This is a genomic window from Arthrobacter sp. TE12232 (assembly GCF_054062615.1).
Genome location: NZ_JBSSFK010000001.1, coordinates 2407380 through 2427010, shown reverse-complemented (window position 1 = coordinate 2427010; position 19631 = coordinate 2407380). Strand labels below are relative to the sequence as shown.

19 protein-coding genes are annotated in these 19631 nt (G+C 64.5%); 7 read left to right on the top strand and 12 right to left on the bottom strand.

The annotated features are described in order from the left end of the window. Positions 1 to 232 precede the first annotated feature (232 nt). Together ACVWZ7_RS10760 and ACVWZ7_RS10755 are read left to right on the top strand one after the other, a co-directional pair. Positions 233 to 667 (top strand): YegP family protein, encoded by a 435-nt coding sequence (locus tag ACVWZ7_RS10760; RefSeq protein ID WP_456507832.1) that lies wholly within the window; start codon positions 233 to 235, stop codon positions 665 to 667. A 155-nt stretch (positions 668 to 822) separates the two neighbouring features. Then, positions 823 to 1440 carry a TetR/AcrR family transcriptional regulator gene (locus tag ACVWZ7_RS10755; RefSeq protein WP_456507831.1) on the top strand — a complete coding sequence of 206 codons (618 nt, stop codon included), beginning with the start codon at positions 823 to 825 and terminating at the stop codon, positions 1438 to 1440. Here the strand turns inward: ACVWZ7_RS10755 and ACVWZ7_RS10750 are convergent. Further along, positions 1352 to 2179 (bottom strand): HAD hydrolase-like protein, encoded by an 828-nt coding sequence (locus tag ACVWZ7_RS10750; RefSeq protein WP_456507830.1) that lies wholly within the window; start codon positions 2177 to 2179, stop codon positions 1352 to 1354. The two genes, ACVWZ7_RS10755 and ACVWZ7_RS10750, sit on opposite strands and share 89 nt — an antisense overlap. Before the next feature lie 76 nt (positions 2180 to 2255). Between ACVWZ7_RS10750 and ACVWZ7_RS10745 the strand changes: the two genes are divergently transcribed. After that, positions 2256 to 2723: an Lrp/AsnC family transcriptional regulator gene (locus ACVWZ7_RS10745; RefSeq protein ID WP_091248751.1), complete on the top strand. Its 468-nt coding sequence runs from the start codon at positions 2256 to 2258 to the stop codon at positions 2721 to 2723. 5 nt (positions 2724 to 2728) lie between these two features. Here the strand turns inward: ACVWZ7_RS10745 and ACVWZ7_RS10740 are convergent, their stop codons facing one another. The 3 genes from ACVWZ7_RS10740 to ACVWZ7_RS10730 all read right to left on the bottom strand — a co-directional run bounded on the left by ACVWZ7_RS10740 (position 2729) and on the right by ACVWZ7_RS10730 (position 6701). Further along, positions 2729 to 4138 carry an aspartate ammonia-lyase gene (locus ACVWZ7_RS10740; protein ID WP_456507829.1) on the bottom strand — a complete coding sequence of 470 codons (1410 nt, stop codon included), beginning with the start codon at positions 4136 to 4138 and terminating at the stop codon, positions 2729 to 2731. Between the two features lie 105 nt (positions 4139 to 4243). Then, positions 4244 to 5656: an aldehyde dehydrogenase family protein gene (locus tag ACVWZ7_RS10735; protein ID WP_456507828.1), complete on the bottom strand. Its 1413-nt coding sequence runs from the start codon at positions 5654 to 5656 to the stop codon at positions 4244 to 4246. After that, a complete protein-coding gene (locus ACVWZ7_RS10730) occupies positions 5649 to 6701 on the bottom strand; it encodes a homoserine dehydrogenase (protein WP_456507827.1) in 1053 nt (350 codons plus the stop codon). Before ACVWZ7_RS10730 ends, ACVWZ7_RS10735 begins: the two co-directional genes overlap by 8 nt. A 301-nt stretch (positions 6702 to 7002) precedes the next feature. Between ACVWZ7_RS10730 and ACVWZ7_RS10725 the strand changes: the two genes are divergently transcribed. The 3 genes from ACVWZ7_RS10725 (at position 7003) to ACVWZ7_RS10715 (ending at position 10525) form a co-directional block, all read left to right on the top strand. After that, positions 7003 to 8442, top strand: coding sequence for an amino acid permease (locus tag ACVWZ7_RS10725; protein WP_344365182.1), 1440 nt, complete (start codon positions 7003 to 7005; stop codon positions 8440 to 8442). A gap of 81 nt (positions 8443 to 8523) precedes the next feature. Then, a complete protein-coding gene (alr, locus tag ACVWZ7_RS10720) occupies positions 8524 to 9687 on the top strand; it encodes an alanine racemase (protein ID WP_456507826.1) in 1164 nt (387 codons plus the stop codon). Between the two features lie 37 nt (positions 9688 to 9724). Continuing rightward, positions 9725 to 10525: an IclR family transcriptional regulator gene (locus tag ACVWZ7_RS10715; RefSeq protein WP_456507825.1), complete on the top strand. Its 801-nt coding sequence runs from the start codon at positions 9725 to 9727 to the stop codon at positions 10523 to 10525. Here ACVWZ7_RS10715 and ACVWZ7_RS10710 read toward each other — a convergent pair. Genes ACVWZ7_RS10710 through ACVWZ7_RS10700 form a run of 3 tightly spaced genes read right to left on the bottom strand, consistent with a single transcriptional unit; the run spans position 10522 to position 12529 of the window. Beyond that, entirely contained in the window at positions 10522 to 11298 is a 777-nt protein-coding gene (locus ACVWZ7_RS10710) for an IclR family transcriptional regulator (RefSeq protein WP_456507824.1), read from the bottom strand. The genes ACVWZ7_RS10715 and ACVWZ7_RS10710 overlap by 4 nt on opposite strands. 32 nt (positions 11299 to 11330) lie before the next feature. After that, positions 11331 to 12083, bottom strand: a complete 753-nt coding sequence (locus tag ACVWZ7_RS10705) for a cyclase family protein (RefSeq protein WP_456507823.1) — start codon at positions 12081 to 12083, stop codon at positions 11331 to 11333. Further along, on the bottom strand, positions 12080 to 12529 hold the full coding sequence (locus tag ACVWZ7_RS10700) for a hypothetical protein (RefSeq protein ID WP_116766431.1): 450 nt from the start codon (positions 12527 to 12529) through the stop codon (positions 12080 to 12082). The genes ACVWZ7_RS10705 and ACVWZ7_RS10700 overlap by 4 nt, the downstream gene beginning before the upstream one ends. Positions 12530 to 12734: 205 nt before the next feature. Here ACVWZ7_RS10700 and mmuM point away from each other — a divergent pair, with 205 nt between their 5' ends. Next, the gene (gene mmuM / locus ACVWZ7_RS10695) at positions 12735 to 13703 is read left to right on the top strand and encodes a homocysteine S-methyltransferase (protein WP_456507822.1); all 969 of its coding nucleotides are present in this window, start codon (positions 12735 to 12737) and stop codon (positions 13701 to 13703) included. Positions 13704 to 13728: 25 nt separating this feature from the next. Here mmuM and ACVWZ7_RS10690 read toward each other — a convergent pair whose 3' ends face one another. The 5 genes from ACVWZ7_RS10690 to hpaE form a co-directional block, all read right to left on the bottom strand. Further along, positions 13729 to 15237, bottom strand: coding sequence for an NAD-dependent succinate-semialdehyde dehydrogenase (locus tag ACVWZ7_RS10690; protein ID WP_456507821.1), 1509 nt, complete (start codon positions 15235 to 15237; stop codon positions 13729 to 13731). Positions 15238 to 15256: 19 nt separating this feature from the next. After that, entirely contained in the window at positions 15257 to 16090 is an 834-nt protein-coding gene (locus ACVWZ7_RS10685) for an HpcH/HpaI aldolase family protein (protein WP_456507820.1), read from the bottom strand. After that, a complete protein-coding gene (hpaH, locus tag ACVWZ7_RS10680) occupies positions 16075 to 16860 on the bottom strand; it encodes a 2-oxo-hept-4-ene-1,7-dioate hydratase (protein ID WP_456507819.1) in 786 nt (261 codons plus the stop codon). The genes ACVWZ7_RS10685 and hpaH overlap by 16 nt, the downstream gene beginning before the upstream one ends. Before the next feature lie 105 nt (positions 16861 to 16965). Then, the gene (gene hpaD / locus ACVWZ7_RS10675) at positions 16966 to 18054 is read right to left on the bottom strand and encodes a 3,4-dihydroxyphenylacetate 2,3-dioxygenase (RefSeq protein ID WP_116766435.1); all 1089 of its coding nucleotides are present in this window, start codon (positions 18052 to 18054) and stop codon (positions 16966 to 16968) included. Between the two features lie 49 nt (positions 18055 to 18103). After that, the gene (gene hpaE / locus ACVWZ7_RS10670; protein WP_456507818.1) at positions 18104 to 19618 is read right to left on the bottom strand and encodes a 5-carboxymethyl-2-hydroxymuconate semialdehyde dehydrogenase; all 1515 of its coding nucleotides are present in this window, start codon (positions 19616 to 19618) and stop codon (positions 18104 to 18106) included. Positions 19619 to 19631 lie beyond the last annotated feature (13 nt).

Below are 19631 nucleotides of genomic sequence, written 5' to 3'. Positions count from 1 at the left end.
TGGCGGGCCCGCTCGCACATACATCGTAGCGTCGGAGTACCGTCGTGTCGCCGCCGGCGGCAGGTGTGTGGGCGCCCCTTGCGCAGACGGCGGGGGTAGTTCAGACTTTCATGAATTCATCAATCCGATCCGGCCCTCTGCTAGCGGCCGGCGTCCTACAGGTGGATTCAGGCTGCCTCCGGTGACAACGGCGTCACCGGAGCAGAATGATCCCAACTTTCAGGAGGGTTCAATGGCAGGAATGTTCGAACTGTTTACCGGCTCCGATGCTTCCTATCGATTTCGTTTGACTGCCCCGGACGGGACGGTGATGGCGCTCTCCAGATCATTCCCCGACAAGCCGTCCGCAGTGGCAGGAATCGCCGCCGTACGTGAGTACGCCGGAATGGGGCTGGTTTGTGAAATCCCGGCACCGGGAGACGACGGCGTAAAGGAACCCGCGGCGGTCCAGGTTCCTTCGGGGGCAGCTGCACAGAACCGAGTCCGGCAGGAGGGCCCGGCCGCTGATGGAGCATCCGGGGCCCGTGCCCGGCTGCCACGCATCCGTATCCCTTCCGCCGCACATTTTCTTGGCGGGCGGGCCGTTGCCCGGAATCACCAGATGATGATGCGGTGGCGCCGAGCCCCGGGAGCGGGAGCCACCCCGGCCGGGCTGAGCCCTTGCTGAACCCCGGATTCTCCCGTGCCGTCCACGGGAGGGACGTCCGGGTATTTACCCGGCCTTGTACCGCATGAGGCCGGGGGTCGACTCTTTGGACGATGGAAGCCCGACTTACGACACACAAGTCCGCTCCGCGGGTCCGGTGTAAAATTTCTTCCACAATGACCGCCAACGAAGCTGCCAGTCCCACGTTGTTGCCCGCCGCGGCGATGGCCGGTCGCGATGATCCAGTGGACCGCATTCTCTCCACCGCCTACGAACTGTTCTCCCGCCGCGGCATCCGCGACGTCGGGGTTAACGAGCTGATCGACAGCTCAGGCGTCTCCAAAGCAACGTTCTACCGGCACTTTCCATCCAAGGACGCTCTGGTGCTTGCCTTCCTGGAGCTGCGCGACCAGGTGTGGACCGTGGACCTCATCGTGGCCGAGGCCAGGCGCCGCGGCACCACTGCCGAGGAACGGCTACTGGCCGTCTTTGACGTATTCGGGGACTGGTTCAAGCGGGAAGACTTCGAGGCGTGCACGTTTATCAACGTCCTGTTGGAGATGGGACCGGGGCACCCCTTGGGGATGGCAAGCATCGGATACCTCAGCAGGATCAGGGACCACATCCAGGCTCTGGCCGAGGAAGCCGGGCTGAACCGCCCCGAGGAATTTGCCCGTTCCTGGCACATCCTGATGAAGGGCGCCATCATCTCGGCGACCGAAGGCGACATTCTGGCTTCCAAGCGGGCGCAGCAAATGGCCCGCTGGCTGATCGAACACCACCGGAGCCTGTAACCGGCGATCCGCTCGTTGCCAAGCCTCGCACTACGAGCGCCCTCCATGTGTGGTCGTGTTTCAGGAGCAGTGGCAGCAGGGCCTCGGGGGAGGCAGCGACGGCGGCCGCTTGTGATGCTTCCCCGGCCTCCCCATACCCCCAGAGTGCGAATATCGTGGGGATGCCGTGTTTGGCTGCCCCCGCGACGTCGTAGCTTCGGTCTCCGACCATTGCGGGACGGGAGATGTCCACGCCTTCGCGTTGGAGCCGGAGCAGCAATTCGGCGATGACCTCAGCCTTGCTCGCTCTTCCATCGGAGTCTGACGCCCCGCATACGTTGATGAAGTGGCGCTCAATCCCAAACCGTCGTGCAAGTCGTACTGCTTGGTCTTCCACCTTGGAAGTGGCTACGGCCATAGGAATACCGGCCGTGTGCAGGTGCTCAAGCAAGTCTTTGATCCCGTCGTATGGACTGGACTGTTCAGCGCCATGAGCGGCATACGCTTTGCGGTAATGTTGGAGGGCCTTTTGGGCGGTTTCTTCGTCCAACTGTGAGACTGTTCTGAAGGACTCGATCATCGGCGGGCCGACGAACCGGCGCAGAGTGTCCATCGCCGGGATTGGCGCACCTACAGCTGCCAGGGCCTGGGCAGCACTTGCTGTCACGCCGGGAGCTGAATCCAGGAGCGTGCCGTCCATGTCGAACAAGATGCAGCTAACGCCAGTGAGAGAGGGACGGGCCTGGTGCAGAGGTGTCATTTTTTCGCGGGCTTTCGGTCTTGATATTGGTTCCGTTCCGGTAGTGCCCGGGGGATTGTTGCGGTGAAGGGTAGGCGTGGATCGAGTGAGTCTTGATCAGATTGATCAGAGGATTCTTGCGGAGCTCACTAAGAACGCCCGCATGAGCCATGCGGAGCTGGCGACCAAGGTCCTCCTGTCGAGGAATGCCGTTCGCCAGCGGATCGAACGGATGGAGCGGCAGGGGTATATCCAGGGGTACACGATTGTTGCCGGGCCGCCGGGCCAGGGTCCGGTGTCCGCCTTCCTGATGGTTTACAGGAAGGACCGGGTGCGGGGGTCGGACGTCATCACCGTCCTGCGGTCGATTCCGGAGGTGGTTCTGTGTGATGTCGTGAGCGGTGACTTTGACCTGTTGGTCCGGGTCGAGGCCCGGTCGCTGGAAAGGGTTCAGGAGATCTGGGAGCAGATCGCGGCAATTCCCGGCGTGACGGACACGGTGACGGCCATGACGCTTTCGAGTTTCATCAGGCGCGGGACCGGAGGGGTCCGCGCCAGCGAGTGAAGTGATCAGACGCCGGACATGTCCGCAGTTCTGACAGGCAGCACGGCGGATTCAAGCAGTAACTGAGCTGCGTCCCGGTCCATGAGGTTCCTGCTGGTGACGATGTCCAGGATGGCGGACCCGTCCTGGAGGGCTTCCTTGGCCACCGCTGCAGCGGCGGCATACCCGATGGCCGGTATCAAAGCTGTTGCGAGGCCTACTGAGGCGGCCGCCTGGCGGGCGAGGCGTCCGGTGTTCGCTTCAATGCCTTCCATGCAGTACCGACGGAGAACGCGTGATCCTTGTTCGAGCCACGAAATGCTCTGAAGAAGGACATGGGCAATGACAGGTTCGAAGGCATTGAGCTGGAGCTGGCCGTTGTCTGCAGCCATCGTCACGGTGGTGTCAGCTCCGGCCACTGCGAAGGCAATCTGGTTCATGGTCTCCGGGATGACAGGGTTGACCTTTCCCGGCATGATTGATGACCCGGCCTGGCGCGGAGGCAGGATAATTTCGCCGAAGCCGTTCTGTGGACCGCTCGACAGCAGCCGGAGGTCGCTGCTGATTTTGGAGAGCTTGATGGCCGTGCGTTTCAGCATGCCTGACATGTGCATGAAAACGCCGACGTCGGACGTGGCTTCGATGAGATCAGCAGCGGGAAAGACCGGGACGCCGGACACTTCGGACAGTGCCCGAAGGACGAGTTGTTGATATCCAGGTTCGGCGGTGATGCCCGTCCCGATGGCGGTGGCACCGAGGCTGCACTCGAGCATCAGCGCTGTGGATTCCATTAGCCTGCAGCGGTCTTCTTCCAGCGTCGCGGCGAAGGCATTGAACTCCTGCCCAAGGGTCATCGGGACGGCGTCCTGGAGCTGTGTTCTGCCCATCTTCACGACGTCGGCGAATTCGGCGCCCTTGTTGCGGGCGGATTCGGCAAGTTTCCCCAACTCCCGGTTGAGTTCTGCAGTAGCGAAACTCAGTGCCAGCTTGATCGCCGTGGGATAGGTGTCATTTGTGGATTGGCACCGGTTGACGTGGTCAATGGGGTGCAGGTGCTGGTATTCACCGCGGCGGTGGCCCAGTTTTTCCAGCGCAAGGTTCGCGATCACCTCGTTGGCATTCATGTTCGTGCTGGTGCCTGCACCGCCCTGGATGACGTCCACGCAGAATTGTTCGTGGTGATGTCCCTCCTGGATTTCCTGGCATGCTTCGCGGATCGCTGTCGCTTCACGCGGGTTGAGGATGCCGAGTTCGCAGTTGGCCTGCGCCGCAGCGTTCTTGATCATCGCCAGGGCACGCACCAGATGGGGGTGGCGGGAGACGGGAATGCCGCTGATGGTGAAGTTCTCCAAGGCGCGGGCAGTGTGTGCCCCCCAATAGGCTGTGGCCGGCACGGGAACGTTCCCGAGCGAATCCGTCTCGATGCGGGTGGTCATGGGTTTCGATCCTCTGCGTGAAAGTGTGGGTGGTGGCGTAGTTGGGTGCTGCTTACTCGGAGGAAGTGGAGGGGCGCAAGGGCCGGCCGCGCCCCTCCGCTTCGATCATTTCTTGATGCAGATGACCTTTGGCTGGGTCATCTCCTCATACGCGAAATGGACGCCCTCCCTGCCCATGCTCCCGTACTTCGCGCCGCCGAACGGCATGCCGTCGAACCGGTAGTCCGAGGAATCGTTGATCATGACGCCGCCCGCTTCGAGGCGGTGGGCTGCCTCCATGGCCCTGGCCAGGGAGTCGGTGAATATGCCGGCGTGGAGACTGAAATCGATGGCGTTGGCGACGCCGATGGCCTCTTCGAAGGTGTTGAATTTTCGAAGCATGACCACCGGCCCGAAAACTTCCTCCGTCCACAACCGGCTGTCTTCCGGGACGGCTTCCAGAACGGTCGGGTGAAGCACATTGCCGTCCGTGACATTGCCTGCGAGAAGGACAGCGCCGGCGTCGAGGGCCTCGTCAAGCTTGGACTGCAACCCGTGCACGGCAGCGGGGCTGATCATCGGCCCGACATCCGTCAGTTCATCCAGTGGATCTCCGGTAACCAACTGTGCCGTTGCCTCCAGGAAGCGCTGGCGGAACGCGCTGTACACCGGGGCGGCTACCAGGATCCGCTGCACTCCCACACAGTTCTGCCCGGCGGCCCAAAACGCTCCGGAGACGCAGGATTCCACTGCGTTCTCGATGTGGGCGTCGTCCAGGACGATCACGGGAGCGTTTCCGCCAAGGTCCATGGAAAGCTTCTTCAGGCCCGCGGTGCGGGCGATACTCTCACCCGTGGAGAACCCCCCGGTGAAGGACACCATTCTTACGTCCCGGGACCTGATGATTGTTTCGGCCACTTCCCGGTCGCCATGAACAATCGTGAGGGCTTCCGTCGGGAGCCCGGAGTTCACGAGGGCGTCCGTGAGCATCTGGGCCGATAGTGGCGTCAGGGCCGAGGGTTTGAGGATCACGGCGTTTCCTCCCGCGATTGCGGGCCCGACTTTGTGCGCCACCAGGTTGAGGGGGTCGTTGAACGGAGTGATCGCGGCAATGATGCCCAAGGGCTCGCGCGAGTACCACCCGGTGCGGTCCTCCGAGCCCTCGTACGAGTCAAAAGGGATGACTTCGCCTGCGTTCCGGCGTGCTTCGGCAGCGGAGAGGCGGAGCGTGTTGACTGCGCGCAGGACTTCCTTCCGGGCCTGACGGATTGTTTTACCGGCTTCGGACACAATGGTTTGCGCGAACTCCTCGTTGCGCCTCTCAATCTCCGTTGCGGCGCCGTCCAGTATCTTCCCGCGTGCGTTGCGGGACAGTGCCCGTGCTTTCCGGGCGCCGATGCGAGCCGTTTCGATCACGGCTTTGCCGGCAGAGGATTCGGTCAGCGAAACCGCGCCGACCACTCTGCCGTCAAAGGGGCTCGTCACATCGCGGAACTGCGGCAGCGCGGTTTCCGTCGAACACAGTGTGGATTCAGGCATTTGCAACTACTCCCGTCCTGGCTGCGTGCATGGCGATGATGTCAGAGAGCAGAGCGTAGGCGGTCTCCACACGGCCGGCCCCCGGTCCTGAGACCGTCACCGCGCCCAGAAGGTCGGTGTCGAACGACACGGCATTGGTCGCGCCGGAAACCCCAGCCAGCCCATGGTCGAGGGGGAGTGCTACGGGGGATACGCCTGCCGTCACTGACCCGTCCGGGTTCCGCCGCGCTGCACCGACGAGCTTCCACCGGCGTCCCTCGCTGGCTGCCTTCCGGATATTCTCCGGCGTCACGGCCGAAATCCCCTGTCGCTGGACGTCTTTGAGTTCTATGCCTGCATCGAGCAGCTCATTGGCAAGGATGAGGACCTTGAGCTGAACGTCGTACCCCTCGATGTCTGCTGCGGGGTTTGCCTCGGCGTAGCCGAGGTCCTGTGCCTCACCGATGGCAGCGTCGAGGTCCAGTCCGGCCTCCATCCGTCCGAGCACATAGTTGCTGGTGCCGTTGAGGATGCCTTCGAAGCCGTTCAGCTTCAGCCCCTCGAACATCTTCTTGGCGAGGCGGATGACGGGGGTGCCGCTCATGACGGCACCCTCGAACTCGAAGTGCACGCCGTTCTGTTCGGCCAGGGCGGTCAGCTCGGCGCCGCGGAGGGCAACGGGGCCCTTGTTCGTCGTGCAGACGCTCTTGCCGGATTCGAGTGCCCACCGCACGTGCGAAACTGCTGGCTCACCGTCGTCGGGATTCGTGAACGTGGCCTCGCAGATGATGTCAGCGGTGCAGCTGCGGATAACTGATTCGTTATTGGTGTCCGTGGATCCGCCGTACTTGGCGAAGGTTTCGCTGCCGCCGTCCAATTTGAGGGCGATGGAGAGGTCGATGCCCTCGGGCTGGACCAGGGAGCCCAGGCGCAGGTCGGTGATGGCCACGACCCGCAGGCCGAAGCCCAGATCGGTGTGAAGTGTCTCGCCGCGTGTTGCGATCAGTTCGGCCAGCGTCCTGTTAACGCCGCCAAAGCCGATCAGCGCAATGTCGTAGGTGGTCATGGTGCTCCTTCAATCAGTTACATCGGTCCTCCAATGCTGTCTGCATTCCATGTCCGTCAGTGCATGTGATTGTGACCGAAAAACAGGGCGAATTGACCATCTGACTGCCGATTCGGCATCTACACCTCGAGGTAATCTGCGTGCAACATAGGCATGTTTAAATGTTTTTAATGACCAAAAAGTGGTTTTCGTGTTACTTTCATCACTATCGGTGCTGCGCAGCTCGAGGCGGCCTGTCCCGCACGCCGGGGCGTCGGGCGCACCCTTCGCATCAGACCTGTCCACTCATCCGGGAGAAACCATGGAACCCTCATCGTCCGTCCAGCTAGAACCACAGCCCACGATTCCACCGTCGACCGACTCCGGGCTCCGGCGGTCCATGGGGGCGCGGCATCTGGTCATGATCGCCATGGGCGGGGTGATCGGCTCCGGGCTGTTCCTGAGCTCGGGCTACACCATTTCCCAGGCCGGGCCCCTCGGGGCTGTCATCGCCTATCTCATCGGCGCCTTTGTTGTGTACCTGGTGATGGCGTGCCTCGGCGAACTGGCCATCGCTTATCCTGTCTCAGGCGCCTTCCATATCTACGCGGCGAGGTCGATCGGGCCGGCCACCGGTTTCACCACCGCCTGGCTCTACTGGCTGTGCTGGGCAGTGGCCATCGGATCGGAGTTCACGGCCTCCGGTCTCCTCATGCAGCGGTGGTTCCCGGGTGTTGACGTCTGGGTCTGGTGCGTCATCTTCGCCGCGGTCCTCTTCGGCTTCAACGCAGTTTCGTCGAAGTTCTTTGGCGAGTCCGAGTTCTGGTTCGCCATCGTGAAGGTGGGCGCCATCCTGGTCCTCATCGTTTTCGGCGGCGCGGCGCTGCTCGGCTTCCACCCGCTCAGCGAGGGGGCAAACCACCCTTTCCTGTTTGAGAACTTCAACACCTCCGGCGGTCTCTTCCCCAATGGTTTCGCCGGTGTCCTGGTCACTGCGCTGGCAGTTTTCTACGCCTTCTCCGGCTCTGAACTCATCGGCGTGGCAGCGGGCGAAACGGCCGATCCCGCCACCAGCATCCCCAAAGCGATGCGCAGCACAGTGATCCGTCTGCTGATCTTCTTCGTCGGGGCAATCGCTGTCATCGCCGCCACCATCCCTTTCGCGGAGGTGGGACTGGATGAGAGCCCGTTCGTGACGGTCTTCTCATCCATCGGCATTCCCTTTGCCGCCGACATCATGAACTTCGTCATCATCACTGCACTCCTTTCGGCCGGAAACAGCGGGCTCTTCTCCTGCGCGCGGATGCTCTACTCCCTTGCCGACGAGGGGCACGCCCCCCGGGCGCTGAAGAAGCTGACGCGGCGGGGGATCCCCATGACCGCGCTATCGGTGAGCATGCTCGGCGGCCTGGCGTCACTGATCAGCAGCGTCGTGGCGCCCGAAACGGTATATCTGGCTCTCGTCTCTGTGGCGGGTTTCGCCGTCGTCGGGGTCTGGATGTCCATCACCGCCTCGCACTTTTTCCACAGGAGGTCCTTCGTCAAGAACGGCGGCGATGTGGCTGCCCTTCCGTACAAGGCCCCGCTGTTCCCGCTGGTGCCGATCCTGGCCTTCTCGCTTTGCCTCATTTCCCTCGTCGGCATCGCCTTTGACCCGAACCAGGTAGCAGCCCTCTATTTCGGTGTTGCATTTGTTGGCGCCTGCTACGCCTTCTTCTACTTCAAATACGGACGCAAGACGCGCACCGACCAGCTGTCCTGACGCCATCATCAACCAACGCCTACTCAGCTTCGCGGCCGGGGACTCTCGTCCCCGGCCGTGAAGCTGTTCAACGGATAAACCATGACTTCACAAGACCTGATGCACCACATGCGCAGTTCGGGCCAGGACGCCGGCAGCTGGCTGGAGATTGACGCCGCCGCTTTCGAGTCAAACGTCCGGAACCTCCTGACCATGATCGATGACACTGCGCTCCTGTGTGCAGTGGTCAAGTCCAATGCCTACGGGCACGGAGCTGGGCTATTGCTGCCGTCCCTTGTTCGTCTGGGCGTTCCCTTCGTGGGAGTGGGAAGCAACGAAGAGGCTGCCATCGCACGCCGCTGCGGTTTTACGGGACGGATCCTGCGTGTCCGGGCCGCGGCGCCGCAAGAGATCAAGGCCGGTCTGCGGCACGACATCGAAGAACTCGTTGCCGACCCGCAGAGCGCGTGGGAGATGCATAAGATCGCTGCCGAAGCCGGGAAGCTGGTCCGCATCCACCTCGATATCAACTCTTCCGGCATCAGCAGGCACAGCCTCGATGTCTCGTCCGCACTTGGGCGCGCCTCTGCGGTCGCGATCGTGAGCCACCCTGGACTTCAACTGGCCGGGATCATGACCCATTTCCCCAAGGACGACAACGGCCATATTGAAACAGCTCTTGAGCGATTTAAAAGCCAAGCGTTAACGCTGCTCCGCCTGACCGGGACTCCGCGGGAGGGCGTGCTGCTCCACTGCGCCAATTCCTACGCCGCCCTGCACGTACGCGGCTCGTGGCTGGACATGGTCCGTGCCGGGGCAGTCCTCTACGGCGATTCGGATCCGAGAGCAGGGCACTTCCAACGGTGCCTGGCCTTCAAGGCCCGGATCGCGTCCATCAACAGCTACGCAGCCGGAACTAAGGTCGGCTACGGGCTAACCCGTACCCTGAACCGGGATTCCAAACTGGCGACAGTTACAGCAGGATACGGAGACGGCTACCGGCGGGCACTGGCCCGCCAAGGCGGCGTGCTCGTCCGCGGACGCCGCGCCGCCATTGTCGACGTCGTTTCGATGAATTCCATGGTTGTCGACGTCACCGACGTGGCGGACGTTTCCCCTGGAGACGAAGTCGTGCTGTTCGGGCGGCAGGGAAGCGCAGAAATCGCTCCCGCTGAACTGGAAGCAGCGAACTCAGCGATACTCGCGGACCTCTACACCGTGTGGGCACAAGGAAACCGCGTCCTGGTCAACGACGAACACATGTGAGAATAGGCGTAGTTATCGGGCGGAAGGGGCATGGAGCATGGATTCTTCCTCGGAAGCGTCGTCCATGGCCCAAGGGCTTCGAATAGTTCGGCTGGTCGCAGACCGGGAGAAGTGGGGCAGGCGGCTTCTCGGCGTTTCCCAGCTCGCATCCGAGCTGGACATGGAACAAAGCCGTGTCTCCCGGCTGACGCAGGAATTGTGCGAGCTGGGACTGCTGGAACGTGTCGAACGCGGACCTTTCCGAACCGGCCCGCGCTTTTTCGGCCTTGCCGCAGCGCTGAATGCCGGCTGGGTCCGCGAATCAAGAACCGAACTTGAGGCCTTGGTGGCTTCTTTCGGCCTGAGAGCGAGAGTTTCCGTCCGCGAGGGCTTCCGAGTCATTCTCCTGCGTGCCTCCAGCAATGACGCGGTCCCCGGAAGCTTCGTGAAACCCGGCATGGTGACGCCCGTATGGTGTACCGGGTCCGGCCGGGCGCTGCTGTGGGACGAGCAGCAGCCAGCCGTTCAAACCCTCCTCCAGGACGTCAACTTCATCGGAGTGGGCGGTCCGGGAGCGGCACATTCGCCCCAGGAAGTCGCCGAACTGATGGAACGGGACAGGGCCCGGGGCTTCATTGTCGCGGAGGAAGAATTCGAGCACGGAGTCTACGAACTCGCTGTCCCGGTCCGCACTGCTGAGGGATCCATTCTTGCCGCGCTCAGCGTCCTGGGCAGCCGGGCTGAGATCGCATCCGGCATCGATGACATTGTCAAGGCCCTCACGGCCGCGGCCGAACGGCTGGGATCCTGCGAGGGCCGCATCCGGGGCGCCGCGGGCCGGAAGGACCGTGCCGGCTAAAGGTGGTTCTCCGGTACCGCATGGCCCAGCGCCGACTCGAGCCACTTTCCCCAAGACCTGAGAGCTGTGGCGCAGAACTCCCGCTCTGGCTCCAAGCGTGCCTTTGGGCCCACGACCTGAAGCGCTGCCACCACGTCGCCTTTGAAATCGTGAATCGGAACGGCCAGGGAGTACAGCCCTGGCTCGGCTTCCTCATCGACAATGGAATACCCCCGGTGCCGCGCACCGCGCAGTCGTGTCAGGAAGTCCTCGACGTCAAGGGGAGTATTGGGGCCATAGCGCACAAAGGGAACGCCGGAGAATATGGTTTGGACCTCGGCGTCCGACGCTTCCCACAGCAGTGCCTGGCCGGCATCACTGCAAAAGGCCGGGTAGGGCCGGCCAAGCCAGGAACCGACCATGTTGCTACTTTCCGGAACACGCTCACCGATGGTGACCGTACTGTCGCCGCGCAGAATGCCAAGGAAGCATCCCTCATCAGTTTCACCCGCCAGGCCTTCCAGGGCGGTCACACCATCGGTCTGCAGCCGTTGGTCTGTCAATAGCTGTGCGTCTGTCAGCAGCGACCAATCCAGGGTGTAGGACCGGTGTTCTCCGCGTGCCAGAAATCCCTCCTGCTCGGCGGTCCGCAGGCTGCGCGAAACCTGGCTGCGGTCCTTACCCAGGTCGGCTGCTATGTCAGCGACCGTTCCGCCGGGCAGGCCTCCTGCGCTGCGGGCGCCCACCGCTAGGACAGCCATGATTCCCCGGCCCATGCTGGACGTCTTAGACATGGAACCGATTCTAGTCACTGGACGAACGTGTCCTAGTGGATGGCGAAGACTCGGGCCGGAAAACCGCTGCCTTGCAGCGGCTTCGGCCAGCTCGCAACGAGGGCTGCGCCCGCTTCCGGAAGTCCCTCCAGATTTGCCATCAGCTCGATCTGCCACCGGTTCTGCGCCAGGACATACGTCTCCAGGCTGAAATCCTGGCGGGACGTCGCACTCCCCGGGTCCGTGTCCGTCTGTTCATGCCCGACGGCAGTCACCGAGCGCTCCTCGATCAGGAAAGAGAGGACTTCCTGCGACCACCCCGGCGTGTGGCTGACACCCTCCTCATCCCTGTTTGCCATGGCGCCAGTGTCGGGCCAACGGTGACTCCACCCTGTCCGCAATGCCACAAAGGACCCGGGCGCGATGGCACCATTGCGGCGCTCCCACGCCTGAACGTCCTCGATCGTGGGGGTGGCGTCGGCATTGGCGGTGACCCGAGCGGTGATGTCCAGGACGACCAGCGGAAGGACCATCTCCTCGACAGGGATCTGGTCCAGGGTTCGTCCCCCGCGGATGAAATGCGAGGGAGGGTCAACGTGTGTTCCCCATTGGCCGATGATCGAATAACGGTGAGCGGTGAACCCGTCGCCCCTGTCGAGATCGAAAACGGTCTCCCGGGTTTCATCGGGGAATGCCGGGAAATGCGGCTGGCCGGGGTGAAAGGCGTGCGTGAGGTCGGTAAAGAACCTGCCTGCGAGCAGCGACTGCAAGCCGTCCCAAAGTCCGGTCGTTGCTGCTTCAATCATGATGCGGCCTCGCACTCAAGGACTGCCGGAAGGGCAGTGCTGGAGACGCTGATGGGTCCTGCCAGTTCGATGACCGGTACTTCCCAGGGGTGGATCTCCACGATGTGCTCCAGGAACCGTTCCACGGCAGCGTCATCGAGCGCGGCATCGAAATACGTCGTGCAGACAAAGGTAGGCGAAATTGTCCGCTGGCCCACTTGCCCCAAAGTAGGGTTGGCGCCTTCCGTGCAGGTGAATCCCTCGAAACCCAGGCCGGATTCGAAGACATGCCGGTAGTTGCCAAAGTCCCCTAAGTCGGGGGAATCCGACAAAGCCTGTAGCAGGGCCGCGATGCCCGCTTCATCCGTGAAGGCTTCCACGTCGCCAGTCGCGAGCCGCGAGAAGGTTTCCGGCGCTATGGGCCAATGCACGCGCAGCTTGCGGACTGATTTCATTTCAATTTTCACGGGAAGCCTCTTCCTGAGCGGGTCGCAAAACGTGTTTGACAGCCATGGTGGCATAGAGTGATGGTCATTACAAGCATTAAAAAATGCTTATTACGCACATCATTCGGACGGAGGTCGCTGCCTTGTGCTACGTTTCATTGCCGGACCATGAGGTGCACGCCCGGCCGGCAGGCAAGAACGACCCGAACCGCTTGGAGCCCTAACGATGCCCACTGATAGCAAGCTTTCACGCATGCTCGACGCCGGAGCGAACCTGACGGTGGACGGTGCACTCGCCACCGAGCTTGAAGCGCATGGCTGCGACCTGGGAGACCCCTTGTGGTCGGCGAAAGTCCTTCTGGAGCAACCCCAGCTCATCAAACGCGTACACCGCGATTACTTCCGCGCCGGAGCCGCCGTCGCCATCACAGCGAGCTATCAGGCCACACCCCTGGGTTTTGCACGGCGCGGCATTGGCGAGGAAGAGGCCCTGGAACGGGTGGCATTGAGTGTGCGCCTGGCCGACGAGGCGCGCCGCGAGTATCTGGCCGAAAACCCGGATTCGGGCCCCCTGCTGATTGCAGGATCGGTCGGGCCCTACGGCGCGTACCTCGCGGACGGATCCGAATACCGGGGTGACTACGTTCTCGGCCGAAACGAGTTCCTGGAGTTCCACCGGCCTCGGATCGCGGCACTGGTGGAGGCGGGAGTGGACCTCCTTGCCTGTGAGACGCTGCCTTCATTGGATGAGGCCGAGGCCCTGTTGACACTCATAGGGGAGTTCGACGTCGAATCCTGGCTCTCCTTCACGCTGCGGGACGGAGGGCACATCAGCGACGGTACGCCGCTGGCTCACGTGGCTCTGCTGTGCAGAGAGCAGCCGCTCGTGGCGGCAATCGGCGTGAACTGTGTGCCGCTGGAGCTGGTCTCGCCTTCTTTGGAGGCACTGGGCAAAGCCACCGATACGCCCCTCATCGCCTATCCAAATTCGGGCGAAAGCTACGACGCAGTCACCAAGACATGGCGGCCGGCCGCGACGGCGCACCCCCTAGCGGGACCCGCTAGTAAACAGCCCTCAAGCCTTGCGGAAGGAACCCCCATCTGGCGTGAACTTGGCGCCCGGCTCGTTGGCGGGTGCTGTCGAACTACCCCGGCGGACATTGCCGCCGTGGCCAGGCTGTCCGTAAATCCCTAAAGGGGCCGGTAATGGCTGCCCCGCGTCATCCCTTGGCAGCCCAGGGGTCGGCGATGCCGATGTATTGGGTGGTGGTGTATTCGGCGATGCCTTCGGTGCCGCCCTCGCGGCCCAGGCCGGATTGTTTGACGCCGCCGAAGGGAGCGGCGGCGTTGGAGATGACGCCGGCGTTGAAGCCGACCATGCCGAATTCGATCTGTTCCGCGACGCGCAGGAGCCGGTTGAAGTCCCGGCTGTAGAGGTAGGAGGCCAGCCCGTATTCGGTGGCGTTGGCCAGCCGGATGGCGTCCTCTTCCGTGCCGAAGGTGGTCACGGGCGCCACGGGCCCGAAGATTTCCTGGCCCAGGATCGCGGCGTCGTTTGGGACGTTGGCGAGCACGGTGGGCCGGTAGAAGTAGCCGGGACCGTCCACGGGGGAGCCGCCGGTGAGCGCGGTTGCCCCGGCGTCGACGGCGGCGGTCACCAGGGCGTGGACGTCGTCGCGGGCGCCGGCGTCGATCAGCGGGCCCACCGTGGTGTCCGGGTCGGTGCCGCGGCCGGTGGTCAGGGCGCCCATGGCGGCGGCGAACTTGCGGGTGAACTCGGCGGCTACGGATTCCTGGACGAGGAAGCGGTTGGCGGCGGTGCAGGCCTCGCCCATGTTCCGCATCTTCGCGGCCATCGCGCCCTCGACCGCGGCGTCGAGGTCGGCGTCCTCGAAGACGATGAACGGGGCGTTGCCGCCGAGCTCCATCGAGGTGCGCAGCACATTTTGGGCGGCGTCGGCCATGAGGCGCTTGCCCACCGGGGTGGAACCGGTGAAGGAGACCTTCCGGAGCCGGGAATCGGCGAGCAGCGGCCCGGAGATCCCGGCGGCGCTGGAGGAGGCCACAACGTTCAGGACCCCGGCGGGCAGGCCGGCGTCGAGCATGGTCTTCGCGAAGAGCTGGGCGGTCAACGGAGTGAGCTTGGCCGGTTTAAGGACCATGGTGCAGCCGGCGGCGACGGCGGGCGCGACCTTGCGGGTGGCCATCGCGAGGGGGAAGTTCCAGGGCGTGATGAGCAGGCACGGCCCCACGGGCTTTTTCTGCACCAGGATCTTGTTCCTGCCTTCGGGGGTGGTGAGGTAGCGGCCGTAGTCGCGGACCGTCTCCTCGGAGAACCAGCGCAGGAACTCGGCGCCGTAGGCCACCTCGCCGCGGGCCTCGGCCAGCGGCTTGCCCATTTCCAGGGTCATGAGCAGGGCGAAGTCCTCGGCGCGCTCGGTCACCAGGTCAAAGGCGCGGCGCAGGATTTCGGCGCGTTCACGGGGTGCCGTCCGGGCCCAGGCGGCCTGGGCCTTGTCGGCGGCGTCGAGCGCGGCGAGGGCGTCCTCGCTCGTCGCGGAGGCGAGCGTGGCGAGGACCTCGCCGGTGGCGGGGTCGTGGACGTCGAACGTGCCGCCGTCGGACGCGTCACGCCACTGGCCGTTAATCAGCAGGCCGGTAGGCACGGAAGCGAGCAGAAACGCCTCGCGCTCGGGTGAGATGGCAGGGGTGATCGCGGAAACAGTCATGAGGAGGTCCTAAAGGGAGTCAGTAGCTGGTCGGGGTTTCGGCAGGGCCAATCACCGGGTCCGGCGGGATGTATTGGGCCGCAAGGGCTTCGGAGGCGCGGGCCAGCAGGGCGACGTCGGCGCCCACCAGCACGAAGGCGGCACCGGCGGCCAGGTAGGCGCGGGCCGTGGGCGGGTTGAAGGCGTTTACGCCGGCGGGTTTTCCGGCCGCTGTGGCGGCGGCAATGCAGTGTTCGACGGCGGCGCGCACTCGGGGGTGTTCCTGCTGGCCGAGCAGTCCCAGGGAGGCGGCGAGGTCGGAGGGGCCCAGGAAGATCGCGTCCACCCCGTCCACCGCCAGGATCTCCTCCACGGCCGCGACCGCGGCTTCGGATTCGATCTGCACGGTGACGCTGATGGTGTCGGAGGCGCGGGCGAGGTAGTCGGGGATCCGGTTCCAGCGCGCGGCCCTGGCTAGGGCGGACCCGACGCCGCGGACCCCGTGGGGCGGGTAGCGGGTGGCGGCCACGGCGGCTTCGGCGTCGGCGGCCGAGTTCACCATGGGGATCAGCAGGTTCTGCACGCCCAGGTCCAGGTACTGCTTGATGACCACGGTGTCGTTCACGGGCGGCCGGACCAGGACCTGGACCGGGTAGCCGTGCGCGGCCTGCAGCTGGGCGAGGATGGATTCGAGTCCGTTGGGGCTGTGCTCGGCGTCGATCAGGAGCCAGTCCAGCCCGGAGCCGGCGCAGAGTTCCGCGATCAGGGGGCTGCCGGAACAGACCCACATTCCGGCCAGGGGGCGGCCGGCAGCGCCGGTTTGGTTGCGCAGGGCGTCCCGGAAGGTTTCATCTGGTTTTACTCGAAGCGGCATGTTACGACTCCCAGGGGTCCGTAGTCGGCGTGGACGGTATCTCCCTTGTACACCCAGAGGGGCCGGGTGAAGGAGCCGGCGAGGATGATGTCGCCGGCTTTCATGCCGTCTCCGTGGGCGGCGATTTTGTTGGCCAGCCAGTGCACCCCGTTGGCGGGGTGGTCCAGGACGCCGGCGGCGACGCCGGTTTCCTCGACGGTCTGGTTCTTGTAGAGGATGGCGGAAACCCAGCGGAGGTCGACGGCGTCGGGCTTTACCGGGCGGCCGCCGACTACCATGGCACCCATGGCGGCGTTGTCGGCGATGGTGTCCACTATGGTCCGGCCCTCCATTTCGATCCGGGAGTCCAGGATCTCCAGGGCCGGGACCACGTAGTCGGTGGCGTTCAGGACGTCGAATATGGTGCAACCGGGGCCGGCGAGGTCCTTCTTCAGCACGAACGCCAGTTCCACTTCCACACGGGGGTGGGTGTAGCGGTCCCAGCCCACGGAGCAGCCGGTTTCCAGGACCATGTCATCGAAGATGGCGCCGTAGTCCGGCTCGGTGATGCCGGTCGCGGCCTGCATGGCTTTGGACGTGAGCCCGATTTTGCGGCCCACGAGCCTGCGCCCGGCGGCCTCGTTGCGGCGCCGCCACAGCTGCTGGACGGCGTAGGAGTCCTCCACCGTCATGCCCGGGTAGCGGGCGGTCAGGCGGGGGACAGGGGTCCGGCTGCGGCCGGCTTCCAGCAGTTCGTCTGCGATGGCCTCGATGGTCGCGGAGTCAAGCATTCGGGTGCTCCTCAGGTGGTCGGGCGGTGTGGGGGACGGCCGGCGGCCGGTCCCGCGCCTGTCGGAGGCGGGACCGGCGGCCCGGTTCGGGGTTTACAGCCGCGTTTAGAGCTGGGCGCCGAGCTTGAACCCGGTCTTCTCCCCGGCGTGGCCGTCCTCGTCCTTGCGGGTGTAGGAGAACCCGTCGGCCCCCACGGTCACGGCCATCTCGCTCTTTTCCTCGCGGACAATGACGGGCTGGGGGTTGCCGTCGAGGTCCAGGACCAGGGAGGCCTCGGTGTACCAGGACGGGACCACGGGGTTGCCCCACCAGTCGCGGCGCTGGTTGTCGTGCACGTCCCAGGTGATGGTGGGGTTGTCCGGGTCGCCGGTGTAGTAGTCCTGGGTGTAGATCTCCACGCGGTGGCCGTCCGGGTCCAGGATGTAGAGGTAGAAGGCGTTGGAGACGCCGTGCCGGCCGGGGCCGCGCTCGATCCTGTCGGAGATCCGCAGGGCGCCCATCTTGTCGCAGATCTGGATGATGTTGTGCTTCTCGTGGGTGGCGAACGCGACGTGGTGCATGCGCGGGCCGTTGCCGCCGGTCAGGGCGGTGTCGTGCACGGTCTGCTTGCGGTGCATCCAGGCCGCGTAGGTGACGCCGTCGGAGTCCTGGATGTCTTCGGAGACGCGGAAGCCGAGGTCCTCGAGGTACTTGCGGCCGCGCGGGACGTCGGGGGTGACCTGGTTGAAGTGGTCCAGGCGCACGAGCTCCCCGGCGGAGTAGAGGTCATAGCGCTGGGTGAGGCGCTCCACGTGCTCCACCTCGTAAAAGAACTCGTAGGGGAAGCCCAGCGGGTCCTCGACGCGTACGGAGTCGCCGATGCCCTTGGTGAAGCCGTCCTTGCGGCGTTCGGTGCGGCAGCCCAGTTCCTTGTAGTAGGCCTCGGCGGCGTCCACCTCGGCGGGGGACTTCACCCGGTAGGCGAAGGCCGCGACGGCGGCGATGGGTCCCTTGCGGAGCACCAGGTTGTGGTGGATGAACTCCTCAAGCGAACGCAGGTAGATGGCGTTCTCGTCTTCCTCGGTGACGTGCAGGCCAAGGAGGTCCACGTAGAAGGCGCGGGATTTGGCGAGGTCGGTGACGACGATTTCCATGTAGGCGCAGCGGACGATGTCCGGAGCCGGGACCGTGGGGGTGGGGACGAAGTTGGTCATGGTGTTCTCTCTTCTTTGAAAGGGGTCTGCTTGGCGCTGGCGTGAAAGTTTAGGCGCCGAATTTCGGGGTATGAACAGGGCCCAGGGTGATGTGGACGGCCTGCTGGTCAGTGTAGAAGTCGATGGAGCGGTAGCCGCCCTCGTGGCCCAGACCCGAGGCCTTGACGCCGCCGAAAGGAGTGCGGAGGTCGCGGACGTTGTGGCTGTTGAGCCAGACCATGCCGGCCTCGACGTTCTGGGAGAAGTTGTGCGCGCGGGTCAGGTTCTGGGTCCAGATGTAGGCCGCGAGCCCGTACCTGGTGTTGTTCGCCAGGGCCAGGGCTTCGTCGTCGGTGTCGAACGGGGTGATGGCGACGACGGGGCCGAAGATCTCCTCCTGGAAGATCCGCGCGTCCGGGGCGACGTCGGCGAACACCGTGGGGGCGATGTAGTTGCCCTCCGGGAGGTGGTCCGGGCGGCCGCCGCCGGCCAGCAGCCGGCCTTCGGACTTGCCGATCTCGACGTAGGAGGCCACCTTGGCGTAGTGCTCCGGGTGGACCAGGGCGCCGACCTCGGTCTTGGGGTCGTGCGGGTCACCGACCACGATGTTCTTGGCCCGGGCGGCGTACTTCTCGCAGAATTCCTCGTACACGGCGCGCTCCACCAGGATGCGGGAGCCGGCGGTGCAGCGTTCCCCGTTGAGCGAGAAGACGCCGAACAGGGCCGAGTCGATCGCGGCGTCGAGGTCGGCGTCGGCGAACACGATGCACGGGGACTTGCCGCCGAGCTCCATGGACAGGCCCTTGAGGTTGGCCGCGGCGTTGCGGAAGATCGTCTGGCCCGTGGTGGTCTCGCCGGTGAAGGAGATCAGCGGCACGTCCGGGTGCTTCACGAGCGCGTCGCCGGCTTCCTCGCCCAGGCCATTGACCAGGTTGAACACGCCGTCCGGGAGCCCGGCGTCCTTGAAGATCGTCGCCCACAGCGAGGCGGACAGGGGTGTGAATTCGGCCGGCTTGAGCACCACGGTGTTGCCGGTGGCCAGCGCCGGGGCGAGCTTCCAGGACTCGAGCATGAAGGGCGTGTTCCACGGCGTGATGAGGCCCGCGACGCCGATCGGCTTGCGGTTGACGTAGTTGATCTGGGCGCCGGGGACCTTCATGGCGTCGTCGAACTGGGCCACGATCAGGTCCGCGAAGAAGCGGAAGTTCTCGGCCGCGCGGAGCGCCTGGCCCTTGGCCTGGGTGATCGGCAGGCCGGTGTCGAAGGTCTCGAGCTCGGCGAGGCGTGCCTCCTGGGCTTCGACGGCGTCGGCGATCCGGTTCAGGACGCGGGCCCGCTCCCGCGGCTTCATCTTCGGCCAGGGGCCGTTGGTGAACGCTTCGCGGGCGGCGGCGACGGCGAGGTCGATGTCCTCCTTCTGCCCGGCGGCGGCGGTGGCGTAGTTGGTGTTGGACACCGGGTCCAGGACATCGAAAGTCGCCCCGCCCACGGAATCAACGAATTCGCCGTTGATGTAGTGCTGGATGTGGGTGGGAAGGTCCTGCGGAACGTAATGGGTCCGGGTTTCTGCGGCAGGGAACGTCATTGTTGTCTTCCTA